The organism is Pseudidiomarina sp. (assembly GCF_033722695.1).
Classification (GTDB): domain Bacteria; phylum Pseudomonadota; class Gammaproteobacteria; order Enterobacterales; family Alteromonadaceae; genus Pseudidiomarina.
In genome coordinates this window covers 1-17684 of record NZ_JAWVYM010000018.1, presented here as the reverse complement: position 1 = coordinate 17684, position 17684 = coordinate 1, and the positions used below count along the sequence as shown (strand labels likewise).

Annotated in this window: 21 protein-coding genes; 9 read left to right on the top strand and 12 right to left on the bottom strand. The window is 54.8% G+C overall.

What is annotated here, in order from left to right; genetic code table 11:
- Nucleotides 1-10: 10 nt before the first annotated feature.
- Nucleotides 11-1249 (bottom strand): bifunctional phosphopantothenoylcysteine decarboxylase/phosphopantothenate--cysteine ligase CoaBC, encoded by a 1239-nt coding sequence (coaBC, locus tag R3196_RS07760; protein WP_318936225.1) that lies wholly within the window; start codon nt 1247-1249, stop codon nt 11-13.
- A gap of 163 nt (nt 1250-1412) precedes the next feature.
- Here coaBC and R3196_RS07755 point away from each other — a divergent pair, with 163 nt between their 5' ends.
- The 4 genes from R3196_RS07755 to rpmG all read left to right on the top strand — a co-directional run bounded on the left by R3196_RS07755 (nt 1413) and on the right by rpmG (nt 3087).
- Nucleotides 1413-1679, top strand: coding sequence for a hypothetical protein (locus R3196_RS07755; protein WP_318936202.1), 267 nt, complete (start codon nt 1413-1415; stop codon nt 1677-1679).
- A gap of 101 nt (nt 1680-1780) precedes the next feature.
- Nucleotides 1781-2458, top strand: coding sequence for a RadC family protein (gene radC / locus R3196_RS07750; protein ID WP_318936201.1), 678 nt, complete (start codon nt 1781-1783; stop codon nt 2456-2458).
- 224 nt (nt 2459-2682) lie between these two features.
- Complete coding sequence (gene rpmB / locus R3196_RS07745; protein ID WP_318936200.1) at nt 2683-2919, top strand: 50S ribosomal protein L28; 237 nt, start codon at nt 2683-2685, stop codon at nt 2917-2919.
- A 12-nt stretch (nt 2920-2931) separates the two neighbouring features.
- Nucleotides 2932-3087, top strand: coding sequence for a 50S ribosomal protein L33 (gene rpmG, locus R3196_RS07740; protein WP_034775164.1), 156 nt, complete (start codon nt 2932-2934; stop codon nt 3085-3087).
- A 75-nt stretch (nt 3088-3162) separates the two neighbouring features.
- Here the strand turns inward: rpmG and R3196_RS07735 are convergent, their stop codons facing one another.
- The gene (locus R3196_RS07735) at nt 3163-3825 is read right to left on the bottom strand and encodes a 2OG-Fe(II) oxygenase (RefSeq protein ID WP_318936199.1); all 663 of its coding nucleotides are present in this window, start codon (nt 3823-3825) and stop codon (nt 3163-3165) included.
- A 72-nt stretch (nt 3826-3897) separates the two neighbouring features.
- On the opposite strand from R3196_RS07735, the gene mutM reads away from it, so the two are divergent.
- Nucleotides 3898-4713 (top strand): bifunctional DNA-formamidopyrimidine glycosylase/DNA-(apurinic or apyrimidinic site) lyase, encoded by an 816-nt coding sequence (gene mutM, locus R3196_RS07730; protein ID WP_318936198.1) that lies wholly within the window; start codon nt 3898-3900, stop codon nt 4711-4713.
- Nucleotides 4714-4722: 9 nt separating this feature from the next.
- Here the strand turns inward: mutM and bioH are convergent, their stop codons facing one another.
- Entirely contained in the window at nt 4723-5505 is a 783-nt protein-coding gene (gene bioH, locus R3196_RS07725; RefSeq protein ID WP_318936197.1) for a pimeloyl-ACP methyl ester esterase BioH, read from the bottom strand.
- 35 nt (nt 5506-5540) lie between these two features.
- Between bioH and R3196_RS07720 the strand changes: the two genes are divergently transcribed.
- On the top strand, nt 5541-6245 hold the full coding sequence (locus R3196_RS07720; protein WP_318936196.1) for a ComF family protein: 705 nt from the start codon (nt 5541-5543) through the stop codon (nt 6243-6245).
- 1 nt (nt 6246) lies between these two features.
- Here R3196_RS07720 and R3196_RS07715 read toward each other — a convergent pair whose 3' ends face one another.
- Nucleotides 6247-8874, bottom strand: a complete 2628-nt coding sequence (locus tag R3196_RS07715; RefSeq protein ID WP_318936195.1) for a M14 family metallopeptidase — start codon at nt 8872-8874, stop codon at nt 6247-6249.
- 156 nt (nt 8875-9030) lie between these two features.
- Between R3196_RS07715 and nfuA the strand changes: the two genes are divergently transcribed.
- Entirely contained in the window at nt 9031-9609 is a 579-nt protein-coding gene (nfuA, locus tag R3196_RS07710) for a Fe-S biogenesis protein NfuA (protein ID WP_318936194.1), read from the top strand.
- Between the two features lie 6 nt (nt 9610-9615).
- Here the strand turns inward: nfuA and R3196_RS07705 are convergent, their stop codons facing one another.
- Entirely contained in the window at nt 9616-10914 is a 1299-nt protein-coding gene (locus R3196_RS07705) for an MATE family efflux transporter (RefSeq protein ID WP_318936193.1), read from the bottom strand.
- A gap of 43 nt (nt 10915-10957) precedes the next feature.
- On the opposite strand from R3196_RS07705, the gene R3196_RS07700 reads away from it, so the two are divergent.
- On the top strand, nt 10958-12019 hold the full coding sequence (locus R3196_RS07700; RefSeq protein WP_318936192.1) for a polysaccharide deacetylase family protein: 1062 nt from the start codon (nt 10958-10960) through the stop codon (nt 12017-12019).
- Here the strand turns inward: R3196_RS07700 and R3196_RS07695 are convergent.
- Genes R3196_RS07695 through R3196_RS07675 form a run of 5 tightly spaced genes read right to left on the bottom strand, consistent with a single transcriptional unit; the run spans nt 12016 to nt 15907 of the window.
- Nucleotides 12016-12639: an SCO family protein gene (locus R3196_RS07695; protein WP_318936191.1), complete on the bottom strand. Its 624-nt coding sequence runs from the start codon at nt 12637-12639 to the stop codon at nt 12016-12018. The two genes, R3196_RS07700 and R3196_RS07695, sit on opposite strands and share 4 nt — an antisense overlap.
- A 34-nt stretch (nt 12640-12673) precedes the next feature.
- Entirely contained in the window at nt 12674-13630 is a 957-nt protein-coding gene (cyoE, locus tag R3196_RS07690; protein WP_318936190.1) for a heme o synthase, read from the bottom strand.
- Between the two features lie 21 nt (nt 13631-13651).
- The gene (locus R3196_RS07685) at nt 13652-14635 is read right to left on the bottom strand and encodes a COX15/CtaA family protein (RefSeq protein ID WP_318936189.1); all 984 of its coding nucleotides are present in this window, start codon (nt 14633-14635) and stop codon (nt 13652-13654) included.
- Nucleotides 14636-14639: 4 nt separating this feature from the next.
- Nucleotides 14640-15182, bottom strand: coding sequence for a hypothetical protein (locus tag R3196_RS07680; RefSeq protein WP_318936188.1), 543 nt, complete (start codon nt 15180-15182; stop codon nt 14640-14642).
- Nucleotides 15183-15184: 2 nt separating this feature from the next.
- On the bottom strand, nt 15185-15907 hold the full coding sequence (locus R3196_RS07675; RefSeq protein ID WP_318936187.1) for an SURF1 family protein: 723 nt from the start codon (nt 15905-15907) through the stop codon (nt 15185-15187).
- Nucleotides 15908-15933: 26 nt separating this feature from the next.
- On the opposite strand from R3196_RS07675, the gene R3196_RS07670 reads away from it, so the two are divergent.
- Nucleotides 15934-16149, top strand: a complete 216-nt coding sequence (locus R3196_RS07670; protein WP_318936186.1) for a DUF2909 domain-containing protein — start codon at nt 15934-15936, stop codon at nt 16147-16149.
- Between the two features lie 28 nt (nt 16150-16177).
- Here the strand turns inward: R3196_RS07670 and R3196_RS07665 are convergent, their stop codons facing one another.
- Both R3196_RS07665 and R3196_RS07660 read right to left on the bottom strand, forming a co-directional pair.
- Entirely contained in the window at nt 16178-17062 is an 885-nt protein-coding gene (locus tag R3196_RS07665) for a cytochrome c oxidase subunit 3 (RefSeq protein ID WP_318936185.1), read from the bottom strand.
- Between the two features lie 9 nt (nt 17063-17071).
- Nucleotides 17072-17650: a cytochrome c oxidase assembly protein gene (locus R3196_RS07660; protein ID WP_318936184.1), complete on the bottom strand. Its 579-nt coding sequence runs from the start codon at nt 17648-17650 to the stop codon at nt 17072-17074.
- Nucleotides 17651-17684 lie beyond the last annotated feature (34 nt).

Sequence of the window (17684 nt, the reverse complement as noted above, 5' to 3'; positions counted from 1 at the left end):
TTCGTCAAAATTAGTCGGTAGCGATGCTGTAATCGTTGCTGCTCTGCAACTGTGCGGCCTGTTGCAGAATGCCGCGCGCTATCTCGTGTTTACTGGCTTTATCAAGCGACTTACTCTGCAGTTGTTGCTGGCTGTCGAGCCAAAACAGGCTGATGGCATTCTCGTCACTGTTAAAGCCGATGCTGGTGTCGCTGACATCATTGGCCGCTATCATCGCCAGCCGCTTGCGTCGCAGTTTGTCCTGGGCATAGTCGGCCACGGCGTTGGTCTCGGCGGCAAAGCCGACAGTAAAGGGTGGTTTGCTGCTACTGGCGACAGTAGCAAGAATGTCAGGGTTGCGTACCAGCTCAAGGGTCATAGTACTGGCGGATTTCTTTATTTTGCTGTCGGCAACGGCTGTGGGTCGGTAATCCGCCACCGCTGCGCAGGCCACAAAAAAGTCAGCCTGAGCAACATGCTCCTGAACCGCGCTCAACATCTGCTCGGCGGATTCTATATCAATGCGGGTTACCTGGGGTGGTGTCGGTAGCCGGCAGGGGCCGGCAACCAGCGTCACTTCGGCGCCCATCTGCTGGGCCACAGCAGCTAGCGCAAAACCCATCTTACCTGAGCTGTGATTACTGACATAACGCACCGGGTCAACCGCCTCGCGGGTTGGGCCGGCGGTAATCAGCACGTGCTTGCCGCTCAGTTCGCCGGTCGCGGGGCTAAGTAATTTGCACACGGCTTCACGTAAGTCCGGTACTTCCGGCATGCGGCCGGCACCTATATCGCCACAGGCCTGTGCACCACTGGCCGGCTCGATGATATGTACGCCCCGACGGGCCAGGATCGCGACATTCTCCCGTACTGCAGCTGCCGCCCACATTTGTTGGTTCATAGCCGGGGCAACGGCTATAGGTGCCGGGGTGGCCAGGCACAAGGTAGTCAGCAGGTCGTCAGCCAGGCCATGGGCCAGGCGGGCAATAATGCTGGCAGAAGCCGGCGCGATCAGGACCAAATCGGCCCATTTGGCCAGTTCAATATGGCCCATAGCCGCTTCGGCATCGGGATCCAGTAAGTCATCATGGACGGCATGTCCGGATACTGCCTGTAATGACAGCGGGGTAATAAAGGCTTTAGCGCCCTGGGTCATCACTACCCGTACAGTAGCGCCATAGTCACGTAGCCGGCGGACTAAATCAGGTATTTTATAAGCAGCGATCCCGCCACTAATTCCGACAAGTATCTTGCGGCCAGACAACGGCATATCAGGGGTTGCAGTCATAGTAAGTCCTTACCTTTTTGTTGCTGCTACCTTAGCACATCCGGGCTGTTAAAGGCGAGCCTATAAATTGTTACAAACTATCGCTAGTCAGTGATTAAAAACTGGTCTAAGTTGGGCGAGTACAACTAACCAGAAAGGATAAAAAATGAAGCAGTTACTGATTGCTGCGTGCGGAGCACTTTTGATCGCCGGTTGCTCAAGCACGTCAGAAGAAGACATTGGCAGCGGTTATACGCGTATTGTGAATGATCAAGGGGAAGTCACCCATGTATGCCGTAGTGAGCAGGAAGTGGGCACCAACTTCAAGAAACGTACGTGCCGCTCGATTGCAGACATCGAACGCGACCGGGAAAAGGGTCAGGATTTCATTGATGCTTATCAGCGCAGTGGCATGACAGGACCGACCAATTAGATCTAAACTGGTTCTACTGCACGTGTTGTGAAAGGCCACCTGCGGGTGGCTTTTTTGTGCGTGGGTTTTCTAAATATTCCTATAAACCACGGAGGGTTTTCATGGATTCAGTAAAGGACTGGCCGGTGCAAGAGCGCCCGCGTGAGAAGATGGCTGAGCTGGGTGTCAGCAATCTGAGCGATGCAGAATTACTCGCAATTTTGTTGGGGACCGGGATACCGGGCAAAGATGTGGTCGCCTATTCCCGCGATTTGCTGCAGACTTTTAAAGGCATTGGCGGCATGCTGTCGGCGCCGGCCCGCGATTTGCTTGCGCAACGGGGCTTAGGGCCCGCCCGGGTGATGCAGTTGCAGGTGGTGATGGAAATTTCGCGGCGCTATTTGTCCTGGCAGTTGCAGCGCGAAGACGGCTTTACCCAACCGGCCATGGTGCGCGACTACCTTACTGCTCAGTTGCGGCATCAGCAGCGCGAAGTTTTTGTGGTGCTGCTTTTGGATAGCCAGCATCGTCTGCTAAAATACGTTGAGCTATTTCATGGCACAATTAACGCGGCGCCGGTTTATCCGCGCGAAATTATTAAGCTGGTGATGCAGCACAATGCCGCGGCTGTCATTCTGGCTCACAATCACCCCTCGGGGGTTGCTGAGCCAAGTCAGGCGGATCAGCGGGTGACGGAACGCCTCAAACGGGCACTGGGATTGATCGATGTGGCCTTACTGGATCATTTTGTGATCGGCGCCGGCGATCCGGTGTCCTTTGCCGAGCGGGGCCTGTTGTAGCTATTATTTTAGCCGGAAGCGCGATAATTACTGGCACATTGACGCGGTTTCGAGTAAAGTAGCGCGGCATATTTACACAGATAGTCACGATCAAAAAGATCAAAAAAACGCCGCGATCACTTGATTGACGGGCGGATTTGCTGTATAAAATGCGCCCTCGGATTTGAATGCAAGGCCGCGATGGGCGTCAGGCGAGCTTGAAGCAATTTTTGGAGTAAAAAACGATGTCACGAGTATGTCAAGTTACAGGAAAGCGTCCGGTAGTGGGTAATAACCGCTCTCACGCAAACAACGCGACCAAGCGTCGTTTCCTGCCGAACCTGCAATCTCACCGCTTCTGGGTAGAATCAGAAAAGCGTTGGGTTAAGCTGCGTATTACTACTAAAGCGATGCGCATTATTGATAAAAACGGTATCGACGCGGTGCTTGCGGATCTGCGCAGCCGTGGCGAGAAAGTGTAAGGAATTTAAACTATGCGCGATAAGATTCGTTTAGTCTCTTCTGCCGGTACTGGGTTCTTCTACACTACCGACAAGAACAAGCGTACTATGCCTGAGAAAATGGAAATCAAAAAATTCGATCCAGTGGTTCGGAAACACGTGATGTTCAAAGAAGCGAAAATCAAATAAGATTTTTGCGGCATAGCATGAATTGAAAAACCCGGCCTGTGCCGGGTTTTTTGTGTCCGCGAAACGGTCGCCGCCTTAACGGGTGGGGTCAATCACACCGCCGATACTGGCGTTAAGCCGGTACCAGCCAGTAATACTATAGCGGTCACGTTGCCCGGGCAGCACCTCGTGCACAAATTTATCGCTCAGGAACAGCACCAACTTGCCAGCTTCGGGCAGTACGGTCTCAAGTACCTCACCTTTGTCGCCATACATCACCAGCTCGCCGCCGTGAGCGGCCTGCCAGTCTGGGTTCAGGTAGAAAACACTGGTAAGAATACGGTTGCTGCGGCCTTTAAAGGCATCCAGGTGCTTGCGGTAGAAAGTTCCCGGCGGATAATGGGCCAGATGGCATTCGTAGTCGAACAGGCCCATGAATAGCTCCCGGTTGATGAGCTCGCGCAAGTGCTCCATCATCTGCAGGTAATCGCGTTCAACCGCAAGTGCCGCGCTCAGCCAGCGGATTCTGTCCTGCCGCACTGCGGTGTTGGTGGTGTACTGATCGGCGCGGCCAATACCTGCCTGCTGCCAGCCACCGGCGGGCAGTTCGCGGGCATAATCAAAGAGGTTGCTGCATTGGGCGCTGGCAAGGAAATTAGGTACAATCACATAGCCGTGCTCAACCAGCTGATCCATGTCAATGGCCTGGGTCTGAAACGCCTGTACCGGTAAGTCGGAATATAATTCTGCAGTCTGCATTAAGCTCTGTGATCCCGTTTCGCCAACGTCGCGAATATAGGTGAGAATTTCAACAAACACAAGTGAATGACAATGCCTGAGTTACCTGAAGTTGAAGTCAGCCGCCGCGGTATAGAACCGCATTTGGTGCAGCGCAGGATAACCGCACTAAGGGTGCGTGATGCACGCTTGCGCTGGCCAGTTCCCGCTGCCGCCCAGGCGGTGGTAGGCGAAACTATTATCGCGGTGGAACGCCGGGCAAAATACCTGCTTATTAAAACCACTGGCGGCTACCTGATTGTGCATCTGGGCATGTCCGGTAAGCTGCGGGTGGTGCCCGCCGATACCCTGGTGGTGAAGCACGATCATATCGATCTGGTGCTGGACTCCGGTCAGGTTTTGCGTTTTAACGACCCGCGTCGGTTTGGCTGCTGGCTATACAGCGCCGAAGATCCTGAGCAAGCCCACCCGTTACTGGCTGAATTAGGCCCCGAGCCGCTCACTGACGCCTTTCATGTCGATTACCTGTTCAACGCCTCGCGTGGACGGCAACAGGCCGTTAAAACCTTTCTGATGGACAATCACGTGGTGGTGGGTGTGGGTAATATCTATGCTAACGAAGCGCTGTTCAAGGCAGGGATTAACCCCAAGCGGGCCGCCGGGAAGATCAGCAAGGCCCGTTATGACAAGCTGGTGCCGGTGATCAAAGATACCCTGGCCGAGGCCATTCGCCAGGGGGGCACCACACTGCAGGACTTCACCCAGGCCGACGGGCAGCCCGGCTATTTCAAGCAGCAATTACTGGTGTACGGCCGCGGTGGCAAACTCTGCATGCAGTGTAAGAACCGCCTGAAAGAAATCCGTCTGGGCCAGCGCAGCACCGTGTACTGTACTTTTTGTCAGAGATAGATGTCCGACCTAAGCGGGCAGGCTGTTAAAAAAAGCCCGCCAGTCGCGGATAAACTGCTGGGGGTTGCTGATAAAAGGCGCATGGCTGCAACGATCGGCTAGTACGGATTTGCTCTGCGGCGCGAGGGCATCAACCTGGGGGATGACGTTAGTCGGCACCAGCGCGTCCAGCCGCCCGTACATGCGCAAAAACGGCATCTGAATTTGCGGCATTTGCGCGCGCAAATCAACGTCACCCAACATATCCAGCCCAGCATTCAATACCTCAACTGAAGCCATCGGCTTGCTGAATAACCACTCTTTGATCTGTCGGACGTCCTCCCGTGCATGGGGGCTGCCCATCGACTGCAATGCCAGAAAGCGCTCGACGGTGCGGCGAAAATCCTTGCTCAGCTGACGCGCAAAGGTATTAAGTATATGGGGATCAATGCCCGGCCAGTCGCCGGCAGCAGGAAAATAGGGGGTCGAGGCCACTGTGGTTAATGAGCTGATCCGCCGCGGCTGCTTCAGAGCGATGGCGGTGGCGACCAGGCCTCCGAGGGACCAGCCGATCAGGTGGCAGCGCTCGGGTAAGGCGGCGCTGACCAGATCACAGAGATTGTCCAAGTTAATCGGCAGCTCATCCGGCCAGGGCGAGTCGCCATAGCCGGGCAAGTCCATACAGTGCAGCCGGCCCAGTTCCGTCAGAGCCGGCATGACCGGAGTCCAGATTTTCGCATTCAAACCCCAGCCGTGGAGTACAACAATATCCGCTCCGTCACCGCTGACGCTTTGCCATACAGGGGTTACCATTAGTTCGTCTGCTGTTATTGCTCAAGGAGGAGCTTATGTTAGCGGTGTGGAAGGCTCTTGCCAAGTTACCCTGGGGCTATTGCTGGATTTGCCGGCAGCCTATGGGTGTTGGCGATCATGGTGGCTTTTGCGCGGTTTGCCTGCGCGACTTGCCGCGGCTGCCGCCGGCTTGTCTGCGCTGGCGTTGCCAGCGGCCGGATCTGGCTCACGGCCGGCACTGGTTTGCCGCGCTAAGCTGGCAACCCGAGGTGCAGCAACTGGTGCACCGGTTTAAGTTTCGCCGCAGTCCGGAGCTGGCGCGCCTGCTCGCACCGCTGCTGGCTGCCCAGATCCGCCACTGTTACCGCGATCGCGCCGCCGCCTGGCCAGATTTGATCGTGGCGATGCCGCTTACCTATAAACGCTGGTGCGAGCGGGGCTACAATCAGGCCGGGCTATTGGGCCAGGAGCTGCAACCCTTGCTACAGATTCCGTTCGCGCCTGGCTTATTACGCCGGCTCTATGACGATAAAGCCGCGCAGCACCAGTCGTCGGCTACAGCGCGCTGGGACAATATGCTGGCCAGCATGCACTGCACTCGGGATGTGAGTGGTTTAACCATAGCGGTGGTGGATGACGTTCTGACTACTGGTGCCTCGGTGTCTGCTGCGGCACAAGCCTTGTTAAAGCGGGGAGCAAAAGCGGTTGATGCCTGGACGCTCGCTTATACTGAGCCGCATCAACCGCTTACTTCAGACTAGCTTAGTGGGCGTGCGCTGCTTCTGCTGCTTCGGCAGCGGCGGCAGCGGCATCTTCGTCGGCATTCCCGGTTGGGGTAATAGCCGGGGCCATGAAGATGGCGTTACTCAACAACTTAGCGCTGCCCCAGAAGAAGGCGCGGAAGTTCACGTTATCACTGAAAGCAATAACGCGGCCCTGGCCAACCCGGTGGGCGATGATAGCCGCTTTGCCGGACAGCACTTCGCGGTTCTCTTTAGCGGCATAGCCACTGAGCAGCGGCTCTTCAAGGTAGCGGGCCGCGGTAATGAATTTTTTATCCGGTACGTTCATGGCGGTCAGCGAATCTTTGAAGATTGGCAGTTGTGCCCGTGGGAAACCAAACGCCAGCGGATGGCTGGTGTCCAGCTCAAGGCCGACAATGGCGCCGGCCAGACGGCGGCGGCCATGGTAGTCGTCCATGTCCACAAAACGCTCTTCGCTGACCTGGAAAGCTTTATCGAAAACTTCTTTTTCAACAAACTCTGCCGACAGCAGCTCATTTTTGCTTAACCAGCGGGCGCCATCTTTCTGGCCAATAACCACGCCACCTTTGCGAACCCAGCGCTGCAGGCGCTCGGTATCGGCTTTGGTCAGTGGGCGGAAGCTGCCATCGACCAGAATGATGTGGGTATAGCGGTCCAGATCAATGCGGCGGAAGCGATCGGTATCGACCATCGACAGTGGAATACCAACGTGCCGGTCCAGGTAGTACCAGGCTTCTCCGTTTTCATACATGCTGGCGCCATCGCCAACCAGCATCATTACTTTGACCGGATCAACCGGGCGCAGGTTGCGGCTACCCAGATCGATACCCTCGGGTGTTAAACCGCTGGTAATGCTGTGTACGGCAAGCTCGTTGCGCGCAGCGACATCAGCTACGTGCTGCTGCACTTTAGCCCAGTCGTGCTGCTGATAGGCACGGGTAACGACCACGCTACCCGGCGTGAAGGCATGGGTGCCAGCGGCGGTTTTCGCCGTAAATGGCTTATCGGCCTGACGCACGTAAATGCCGGCTTCGAGTAATTCCTGCAGCGCCCGTGGAGCTAGGTAGCCATGCCATTCAAAAGCGTAGGCATAAGCATTGTCGGTCAGGTTGACCTCCGGGTTTACCGCAGGCTGCCAGGCGTTGTCAGCGATATTGATCCGGCGGCTTTTAAACTCAGTAAAGTTCAGGTTGAATGCCATCGGCAGCGTCCAGCCGGAAACATCATAGAAGGTATTGTCTTCAAAGCTCTGACGAGTGGTGAAGATCGCGCGGATCAGGCGATACTGCGGCTGAGCGAGCGGCACGTAGTAGCTGCTACCGGCGCGATAAACCACATTATCAATCTTCACGCTTTCGTTCAGCGCATAGGCCTTAATGCCGTGCTGAGACAGAATTTCCAGCATGCCGTTGAGGCGCACCGGATCGGTATCATCGCCAATCAGATAGCCGCGGAAGCCAGCTTTTGCTGATTCAGCCATCGCATTGTTATAAAACCGCTGCTGGTAATCCAGGAACAGCGCTTTGTTCTCATGCGCCCCATACATAGTGGTCAGTGAGGTGGTCAGCTGGTTCTGGATGGTGAATGGAAACTCCACCACGCCATTTATAGAATTCTGCGCGTGACCGCGGCTGGACGCCTGCTCGAACAGAATACCTATAGTGCCCTGCACATCAGGATAGGTTGATCCTTTGCCGACATAGAAGTCATCGAAAGCTTCTTCCGTGAAATACAGGTGGCCTTGCTCGTCCAGCGCGGCCGCATGGTGGTCTGCCAGTTTCGCGGTCAGCTCGACATTCTCTTTTGGCGTAAACGGGTTACGGCGGGTGGGAATGCCCGGCTGGAAGAAGAAGGTGCTGTCGGTACCCATTTCATGGAAATCGGTCAGCACGTTGGGCTTCCACTTCTGGAAATTAGCGATGCGGGCACGGGATTCAGGGTGTTGCAGCAACAGCCAGTCGCGGTTTAAGTCGAACCAGTAATGGTTGACCCGGCCACGCGGCGTGCCCTGTACGTGTTCACGATGCTGGGTGTCAGCAACCAGGTTCTGGCTCTTATGCTGGTTCACCCACTGGGCGAAACGCGCCAGACCGTCGGGGTTGAGGCTGGGGTCGAGCAGGATAATAGTATCTTTCAGTACCCGCTCAATTTTCTCGCCCTGGGCTGCGGCCAGATAATAGGCATAAAGCAGTGACGCGTTGCTGCCACTGGGCTCGTCACCATGGATGCTGTAGCCCATATACAGAACCAGCGGAGCGGTCGCCGGATCACCGGTACGTTCGGGATCAGCAATGGCCAGGTGTGCGTCACGCAGCTGGTCGATGTTGCCGTGGTTTTCCGGCGCAGTGATGGTTAACAGCAGTAGCGGGCGCTGCTCATGAGTGCGGCCGGTGTATTCAATGGTAAAGCGATCAGAATGGTCCGCCAGCACTTCCATATAACGGACCAGCTGGTCATGGCGCACATGCCATTCACCGACTTCATAGCCAAGTACCTCGGCCGGGGTAGGCACGTCCGGATCATAAGTGACATCGTCGGGCAAATAATCGGTAAGGGTGGTGGCTTGCGCTGGTAGCATAAAGGCTACCGCAACAACGCTAAGCATACGTAAAAACAAGGGTCGCATAGTGGCTTCCTGAGCTAAAAATAACAGCCTTTAACCTAGCAAAGATTTAATCCAAGCCCAAGTGACTTACTATGCAATGCATGAAATTTGCGGTAAGATATACCCTACTAATTTAGTCAAGTATATTACTAAGCACAGTATTGAGGTGTATTGCCCATGATTCGTATTACCGAAAGCGCCCAGGCGCATTTTTGCAAATTACTTGCTGACCAGCCGGATAATACTAATATCCGTGTATTTGTGGTGAACCCGGGCACACCATCAGCCGAGTGTGGGGTGTCTTATTGCCCGCCGGAATCTGTTGAAGGCGACGACGAGATTCTGCCATTCAGCGGTTTTGATGCCGTGGTGGATTCTGGCAGCGCGCCGTTTCTCAAAGACGCCGTTATTGATTTTGAAGAGCAGGACCTGGGATCACAACTGACCCTGAAAGCGCCGAACGCCAAGGCAAAAAAAGTCGATGACGATGCGCCCCTGATTGAGCGCGTCGATTACCTTATTCAGGCTGAGATCAATCCGCAGCTAGCCAGCCATGGCGGCCGTGTAACCATTAGTCATATTACTGACGATGGTGTGGCGGTATTGCAGTTTGGTGGCGGGTGTAACGGCTGTAGCATGGTCGATGTAACCCTGAAAGAAGGCATTGAAAAGCAGTTGCTGCAACAGTTTCCGTCAGAACTGACCGGTGTGCGGGATGCCACTGAGCACGAAGCCGGCGAGCACTCTTACTACTGATTCCTGCTACTGATGAATCCGTTGCTCGGGTGCCAGCCCGGGGCGCTGCAGGTAAAGCCACTGGCTGACGCCGCGGGCAAACAGAAATAAACTCAACGCCAACCACAGACCGTGGTTGGCGTTGTCGTTACTGAGCAGCCATTGGCTGACCTGCCAGACCGGAACGAATACCGCCAGGGCGCTAATGGCCATGGTATCGCGCATGGCCCGGGTCAGCCCCAGTCCGATGTAAACACCGTCATAATAATAACTCCAGTGAGCCAGCAAAGGCAGCGCGATCAGCCATGGCAGGTAGATTTCCGCGGCCTGTATCACCGCCGGCAGGTCGGTCAGCAAACGCACGATGCTGCTACCGAACAATAGAAAGACCAGACTGTAACCGACGGCAAAAATCACCGACCAGAGTAAGGTCAGGCGCATCCAGTAGCGCACTTCAGCAGAGCGTTTGCGACCAACAGCGGCCCCCGTCAATGCTTCGACGGCATAAGCAATGCCGTCCAGGCCGAGCGATATCAGCATCAGGAACTGCATCAGAATGGCATTAGCTGCGACCACCACTACGCCGTAACGAGCCGCGTAGCCGGTCATGGTGGCTATGCAAAGTTGTAGTAGCAGTGAGCGGATAAATACGTCGCGGTTCATACCCAGAAAGCGCTGCATGCCGGGCCAGCGGATGCGCCACTGGTTTCCCGGTAACAGCGACCGGATCATATAAAGCCCGAGCATTGCGGTGCTGACCTCGGCGATAACCGATGCCCAGGCTGCACCGGCCACATTGAAGTCCAGAATAACCACCAGAACAACATCGGCGACGACGTTCACAGCATTGGTAAAAATCACCAGCAGCATCGCCTGCCGGGCCTGTTGCCGACCCAGTAACACGCCCAGTACCACCAGGTTAATAAGCGCTGCCGGTGCGGCCCACAGGCGGATATCGATATATCTGGAACTCAGCAGGGCCAGCTCTGGCTGAGGTTCAATCAGCCACCAGGCGAGCGAGATGATAGCCGGCGCCGCAATCATAATCAGTACACCCAGGCCCAGTGCGAACCACAAGCCGTGAACCACGGTTTGCTGCTGGCGCGCAGTATCTTCAGCGCCAAAAGCCCGGGCGATATCGCCGGTGGTGGTCATGCGCAGAAATACCGTCAGCAGGTAGATAAAACTGACAACCATAGCGCCCAGCGCGACGGCGCTCAGGTAGATAGGCCGGTCAAGATGGCCTATGATAGCGGTATCTACCAGCCCCAGCAGAGGGGCGGCAATATTAGAAATGATCATGGGCAAGGCAATGGCAAATATCATGCGATGGTGCTGCCACTGGCCCCAGAAATTTTGGAGATCAGGTATGTGGTTACGACGATTATTGTTCGTGTTTGTTGGTTCGGCCTGGTTGGTCATCTCACATCCGGCTGCGGCTGGCATCGCCATTTTGCAATATCATCATATTGGCGATGATACACCGCGGGTTACGTCAGTAACAGTGGCGGAACTCGAAGCCCACCTGGACTATCTGGTGGAACAGGATTTTACGGTGCTGTCACTGACCGAGGCCGCGGCTTATCTGGCTGAAGGCAAGCCTTTACCAGCGCGCGCTGCGGCGATCACCTTTGATGATGGCTGGCTGAATGTGTATACCGAAGGGCTGGAGCTTTTTAAAAAATACCAGCTGCCGTTCACCATTTTCGTGAATCCCGCCCTGATGCGCGAAACCCCACATTTATATATGAGCTGGGACCAGTTGCGCGAATTACAGAAATATGGTGCCACCATCGCCAATCACTCGAACAGTCATAGTCATATGACCTGGCGTCTGGAAGGAGAAAGTGATTGTGAGTGGCTGGCTCGGCAACGGGCCGATGTCGTTGAGGCGCAGGCAGAAATCGAGGCCGAACTGGGCGAGCAGCCGAAGCTCTTTGCTTATCCGTTTGGCGAGTATAATCCGGCGCTGGAACAGATGCTGCTGGAAGAAGGCTATATCGCCTTTGGCCAGCACTCCGGCCCCTGGGGCAAATACTCACCCCCTGCGGCGATACCGCGGTTTCCGGCTTCCGCCCAGTACTCGAAACTGGCCACCCTGCAGACCAAGCTGCTGAGTCTGCCGCTGCCGGTAATCGCTGTTGAACCTGAGAATATGATATTGGAGCATGAGACCAAACGGCCGCACCTGCAGGTCAGTCTGAAGGATCAGGACGATTTCATGCCCGGGCAGATGAACTGTTTCTTTGGCAGCGAGGTGGTGCAGCCGTTGTGGGCGGGGTTAACCTTCACCTTGCAGGCACCAAAAGCATTACCTGTTGGGCGCTCGCGCATTAACTGCACCGTACCCAGCCAGTCAAAAAGTGGCCGCTTCTACTGGTTCTCGCAGCCCTTTGTTCGCCCTGATGCTAATGGCCGCTGGCCGGACTAACGGTAAGCGTCGGCGATGAGCTCGAAGTCGCTGGCCAGATCATCCATATTCACAGTCGGGATTTGGCCCGGCTGATGATCAGCCTTAAAAATGGCCTGCAAGTTGCCGTCAGGGTTGACCAGAATAATGGCCGCACTGTGATTGACCAGATAATCTGTCGCCCCTTCATCCGGTATCGAGTACATCAGCCCAAGGCCGTTTACAAAAGGGTAGAGCTGCGGATGGTCAGCGCGGACGCCATAAAAATAGTCGCCAAAAAAGCCGGTATAATCGGACAGTCGCTGCACGGTATCACGTTGCGGGTCGACTGAAATCATCCAGACTTTAACAGGAGCTTCCGCATGTTGTTGCAGTTCAGGCAGTACTTTTTTTAGCTGCGCCATGGTGGTCGGGCAGATATCCGGGCAGAAGGTATAGCCGGTAAACAGCAGCGTCCACTGACCCTGCAGCGCCTGATTCTGTACCACCGCGGCATCGTCGCCGGTGAGGTTAAAAGGCGCGATAATACGAGCTGGTTCATAAACCAGCGCCTTCGCCTGGGGCTGTGGCAACAGCAGGTAAATCGCGAGCCCACCAGCCAGTGCCAGCACCGCAACCAATCCGATCAGAAATTTTTGCATGCGACGTACCCTTTTATAAAAACCAGGCTAAAAATCATCCACGAAATGCCAGCGCCGGCATCATAAAGTAGTGATCCACCAACAACAGGATGAAGAGCGCAAACAGCTGCCAGATCGAGAACTTGAACATGTTGAAGGCAGTAAACTTATTGGCCGCGAACTTCAGCTTCCAGGCATAGCCCAGAAACCAGATACTCAGAATGCTCGAACCAACCAGATAAATAAGCCCGGACATGCCCACCAGATAAGGCAGCAGGCAAATCACGCCAAGTAAAATGGTGTACAACAGAATGCAGGTTTTGGTGAACTCAATACCATGAGTAACCGGCAGCATCGGTATTTCGGCTTTGGCGTAATCCTTGGCGCGGTGAACGGCTAAGGCCCAGAAATGTGGGGGCGTCCAGGTAAAGACAATCATCACCAGCAAAATCGCAAAGGGATGGATCTCGTTGGTGACCGCAGTCCAGCCCAGTAAGGGTGGTGCTGCGCCGGCCAGCCCGCCAATGACGATATTCTGAGGCGTCGCCCGCTTGAGGTACATGGTATAGATAACGGCATAGCCAATCAGACTGGCAAATGTCAGCCAGGCGGTAAGCATATTGACCCAGATGGCCAGAATCACGAAGCCGATCGCACCGACAATACCGGCAAAGCCCAGTACCCGCCGCGGCGACAGTGCGCCCGAAGGCAAAGGACGTCGGAGCGTGCGGGCCATACGGGCATCGATATGGCGATCCACCAGGTGGTTAATGGCCGCGGCTGAACCCGACATCAGACCAATACCAGCAATAGCAGGGATCATGATATCCCAGCCAACCCAGCCAGGGCTGGCCAGGCACATGCCGACCACCGCCGTCAGCAGCAGCATGGCTACCACCCGCGGTTTGGTCAGCTCCAGGTAATCATGCCAACTGGCACGGCGTTTGTAAGTGGCCGCCAGTGCGGCATCGGTTTTCGCGAGTGTTAAATCTTCAGGTATTTCTTCCGACATAGTTACTTCCTTGCCGCAACGTCAGGCGTTGCGTGCTATACGATAATTTAATCCGACCAGGCTCAACAGTAACAGGGCGCCGACGGCATTGTGAAGGACGGCGACACTGAGCGGCAGGAAAAATACGATATTACTGACCCCGAGGGCAACCTGTAGTACCAGCAGCAGGGTGATCAGATTCAGATTGCTGCGCATGACCTTTGATTTGGCGTTACGGTAGCCGCGCAACAGCAACAGGCCGACTACCACAATGGTCATAATGGCGCCAATTCGATGTGCTACATGCATGGTCATGCGTTCGTTAAAGTCGTGGGCACCATACTGATAGGTCACCGCCTCAGGCACGGAAAACGCGCCGGCGATATCCAGCCGGGCCACCCAGTCACTTTCGCAGATTGGCAGGCTGGTGCAGGCCAGTGCCGCATAGTTTGCCGCAACCCAACCGCCCAGGGCAATTTGGCCTACCACGACCAATAGTGCCAGCAGGGCAATGCCGCCTATTTTTCTGACTTTCGGGTCACCGAGCGGCAGATGTATGCGTTTCAGGCGCAGTAACAACAGATACAGCAGTGAGAAGGTGGCGAAACCGCCCAGCAAATGCCCCATGACGATCAGCGGCTGCAGGTTCATGGTCACTGTCCACATCCCCAGCGCGGCCTGAAAAATCACCAGTGCCAGTAGAAACAGTGGTAGCTTCACCGGCTGTGCAGGATGCTGACGGACGCGCACCAGCGACCAGATAGCAATAACCAGAATCACCAGCCCCAGTAAGCCCGCAGCATAACGGTGAATCATTTCATTCCAGGCTTTATGACTTTCCAGTGGCGAGTCCGGCCAGATGCTTTGCGCCGCTGAGACCTGCTCCGGCTGGCTGGGAACGGTAAGGTGTCCGTAGCAGCCCGGCCAGTCCGGGCATCCCAGTCCGGCATCGGTCAAACGAGCATGCGCACCAAGTACAATAACGACAAAGGTCAGTATCAGGCTGAGTTTGACTAACGTGCGCATCGGACTATCCTATCTTCGAAAGTTTCAGCATAGTGCGCAGATCCGACAGCAGGTTTTTCGCTTCGGTGCGCATTTCTTCTTCAGTCGCATAGGTCGGGTAATGAAGCATTACGTTACCCAGCGGATCGACAATAAACAGATGGTGCTGTGGGATCTCACTCAGCTTCTGCACCAGTTCCGCGCTGACCAGGGTTTGCACCTGCGGGGTTCTCTCAGTATTCAGGTTTGTAGGCAATGCACTGATAAGTACCGGCGTAACGCGATCGGTTTCTTTGCCCAGCGCCACGTCGGTCTGATTGATTGCATACAGGGCCTGCTCGCAGCGAACACCGCACTGGCCATCATCAATCAGGGCGATCACCCAGCCTTCGGGTAAGGTCTGGTTGAGATCGCCAAGCTCAACCGGCGGCACCAGCATGATCCCTTTATTGGTCACAGCACCCTGATACCAGGTCTGATCCAGCACTAGCTTGGCGCCAATTACCGGGATCAAAAAGGCGAGTATCACCCCGATCAGGGTGGCGCGGGATTTTTTCACAGACTTCATGTTCATTCCTCTGTTGTTTTTGTTCTGGAACGACTGGCAAAAAATACAATCACCAGACAGGCAAGCGCCAGTGAGAACCACTGCAGCGCATAGGCCTGATGCTTTTCGGGAGTCATTACCATAGGCTCCCAGGAGCGCGGCCAGCCATAGTCGGCGGTCTCTGAGAGTAGCACCACATAGGGCGCGATGGGAAGCTGTGTTGCCTGCCTAATAGCATCAAATCGCAGCTGTTGAACGCGCATTGGCCAGCCCTCAGATTCAACCACCTGATCAGACAACAAAAACCCCTGCTGGTCGGGCTGATAGAACCAGCCATGCACGGTCACCTCACCTTCAGGGAGTGCGACATCAGGACGATCCTGTCGGCTGCTGCCGATAGACACCCAGCCCATATTGACGGGCACATACTCATCAAGCCGTTGGTTTTTTAGTAACCCTATCACCTGATAGCCGACCTGGCCGTCACGGATCTGGTTATCCAGTAGCAAGTAACGGTGCGGGGTAAAGTGGCCGGTAATTTGGACGGGGGCATAACGCCCGGGAAGTTCTTTTACAGTGGCGAGATCCAGAAAGGCATCGGCGTTGTCGCTTAGCTGGCTCTCTTCAAAGTCATCGAAAAGCGCCTGTTTTTCACTCGCCCGCTCAAGTTGCCATAATCCCAGCTTGACCAGAATAGCAATTGCCAGCACAGTGAGCAGGGTCGCAATTACTTTGCTCTTACTCATAAGGCTTATCTGAACAGGACGGATTAATGGTTATCACTGCTAAAATCATTCTGGTACTACTCATGCTGTTTATGGTCGTCAATTTATTTCGCGCTTTGCTGGCGATGCTGCGGGCTGACCCGACCAAACCCTCAATGACACATTATCTGGGCCGGCGGGTGTTATTTTCGGCGATTGCGGTGGTGCTCATTGTGATACTGCTCGCTTCAGGCGTACTGGTACCGAATCCGCGACCGTACTAAGCATTCAGCTCAGTACGGCCGTGTTGGATCAGAGGACGTATACAAAAATAAACAAACAAACCCAGACGACGTCAACAAAGTGCCAGTACCAGCTGGTTGCCTGAAAGGCGAACTGGTTATCATGGCTGAAATGCCCTTTCATGACCCGGAAGAACATCACAATCAACATGATGGTTCCTAAGGTTACGTGCATGCCGTGGAAGCCGGTCAGCATATAGAAGGTGTTGCCGTATATCCCTGAATCAAGTTGTAGCCCAAGGTCCTGATAAGCATGGACGTATTCCATACCCTGCAGATACAGGAAGATTAAGCCAAGCAAAATGGTGATGCCCAGCCAGACTTTCAGTTGGGTACGTTTACCCTGTTCCAGGCCAACATGAGCAAAGTGACAGGTAATCGACGAGGTGATCAGAATCAGGGTGTTATACAGCGGTAAGCCGCCCCAGCCCATACCCTGCGTAGTGGTGCCACCCGGGGTTTCGGTCAGCGGCCATACGGCCTCGAAACCAGGCCATAATACTTCATGGGTCATGGCGTTGTTACCGCCACCGCCCAGCCAGTCCAGGGCAATCACCCGAGCGTAGAACAAGGCACCGAAGAAAGCCGCAAAGAACATGACCTCAGAAAAGATAAACCAGGCCATTCCCTGACGATAAGAGTCACTTAACTGATTGCTGTACAGGCCCGACATCGACTCGTTGATCTGATCGCGGAACCAGCCAACCAGCATAACCAGAATAGTGGCGATACCAGCAAGCAAGATATATAACCCGTAGCCCTCGGTATCGTTACTCATATTAATTACGGTATGGCCGGCACCAACAGCAATCAGGCCCAGACCCACAGCACCCACAATCGGCCAGGGGCTCGATTCGGGAACATAGTATTTTTCGTATTTTTGTTCTTCTGCCATAACAAATCCTCAGTCCGCTGGCTGCTCCATAAGCGCCAGTACGTCAGGTGTAGCACGGGCTGTCATATCGTACAGCGTATATGACAAAGTCAATGTGTGAATATGATCAGGAATATCCGGATCCAGATAAAACTGCATGGGCATGGCCACATCATCACCGGCTTTCAGGGGCTGCTGATTGAAACAAAAACATTCGGTTTTGTTCAGGTACAGCGCGGCTTCGCCGGGGGCGACCGACGGGATAGCCTGAGCGACCATGTCGCTACGGGTCAGGTTATGGGCCAGAAAGTTAACCACCCGGGTTTCGCCCGGATGTACACGTACACTGGTTACTTCTGGCTCAAAACCCCAGGGCATGCCTTTATTAACCCGGGTAATGAACTGGACATTGACGGTTCGTGAAGTGTCGACTTCACGAACATTAGCCGCCGCCTGTTCATTACTGGTGCGGCCGTTGAATCCGGTGATGTCGCAGAACACCTCATATAACGGAACCAATGCAAAGCCGAAGGCAAACATCCCGGCTACCGTAAACAGTAGCCGGCGAACGATGCGCATATTATCCGGGCGTGAATTGGTATCGGTCATCGTGGTTATTTCACCTCTGGTGGTGTGTCAAAGG

Coding starts and splice junctions, on each gene's coding strand:
- coaBC (WP_318936225.1), bottom strand. CDS start 1,249: ATGCCGTTGTCTGGCCGCAAGATACTTGTCGGAATTAGTGGCGGGATC.
- R3196_RS07755 (WP_318936202.1), top strand. CDS start 1,413: ATGAAGCAGTTACTGATTGCTGCGTGCGGAGCACTTTTGATCGCCGGT.
- radC (WP_318936201.1), top strand. CDS start 1,781: ATGGATTCAGTAAAGGACTGGCCGGTGCAAGAGCGCCCGCGTGAGAAG.
- rpmB (WP_318936200.1), top strand. CDS start 2,683: ATGTCACGAGTATGTCAAGTTACAGGAAAGCGTCCGGTAGTGGGTAAT.
- rpmG (WP_034775164.1), top strand. CDS start 2,932: ATGCGCGATAAGATTCGTTTAGTCTCTTCTGCCGGTACTGGGTTCTTC.
- R3196_RS07735 (WP_318936199.1), bottom strand. CDS start 3,825: ATGCAGACTGCAGAATTATATTCCGACTTACCGGTACAGGCGTTTCAG.
- mutM (WP_318936198.1), top strand. CDS start 3,898: ATGCCTGAGTTACCTGAAGTTGAAGTCAGCCGCCGCGGTATAGAACCG.
- bioH (WP_318936197.1), bottom strand. CDS start 5,505: ATGGTAACCCCTGTATGGCAAAGCGTCAGCGGTGACGGAGCGGATATT.
- R3196_RS07720 (WP_318936196.1), top strand. CDS start 5,541: ATGTTAGCGGTGTGGAAGGCTCTTGCCAAGTTACCCTGGGGCTATTGC.
- R3196_RS07715 (WP_318936195.1), bottom strand. CDS start 8,874: ATGCGACCCTTGTTTTTACGTATGCTTAGCGTTGTTGCGGTAGCCTTT.
- nfuA (WP_318936194.1), top strand. CDS start 9,031: ATGATTCGTATTACCGAAAGCGCCCAGGCGCATTTTTGCAAATTACTT.
- R3196_RS07705 (WP_318936193.1), bottom strand. CDS start 10,914: ATGATATTTGCCATTGCCTTGCCCATGATCATTTCTAATATTGCCGCC.
- R3196_RS07700 (WP_318936192.1), top strand. CDS start 10,958: ATGTGGTTACGACGATTATTGTTCGTGTTTGTTGGTTCGGCCTGGTTG.
- R3196_RS07695 (WP_318936191.1), bottom strand. CDS start 12,639: ATGCAAAAATTTCTGATCGGATTGGTTGCGGTGCTGGCACTGGCTGGT.
- cyoE (WP_318936190.1), bottom strand. CDS start 13,630: ATGTCGGAAGAAATACCTGAAGATTTAACACTCGCGAAAACCGATGCC.
- R3196_RS07685 (WP_318936189.1), bottom strand. CDS start 14,635: ATGCGCACGTTAGTCAAACTCAGCCTGATACTGACCTTTGTCGTTATT.
- R3196_RS07680 (WP_318936188.1), bottom strand. CDS start 15,182: ATGAAGTCTGTGAAAAAATCCCGCGCCACCCTGATCGGGGTGATACTC.
- R3196_RS07675 (WP_318936187.1), bottom strand. CDS start 15,907: ATGAGTAAGAGCAAAGTAATTGCGACCCTGCTCACTGTGCTGGCAATT.
- R3196_RS07670 (WP_318936186.1), top strand. CDS start 15,934: ATGGTTATCACTGCTAAAATCATTCTGGTACTACTCATGCTGTTTATG.
- R3196_RS07665 (WP_318936185.1), bottom strand. CDS start 17,062: ATGGCAGAAGAACAAAAATACGAAAAATACTATGTTCCCGAATCGAGC.
- R3196_RS07660 (WP_318936184.1), bottom strand. CDS start 17,650: ATGACCGATACCAATTCACGCCCGGATAATATGCGCATCGTTCGCCGG.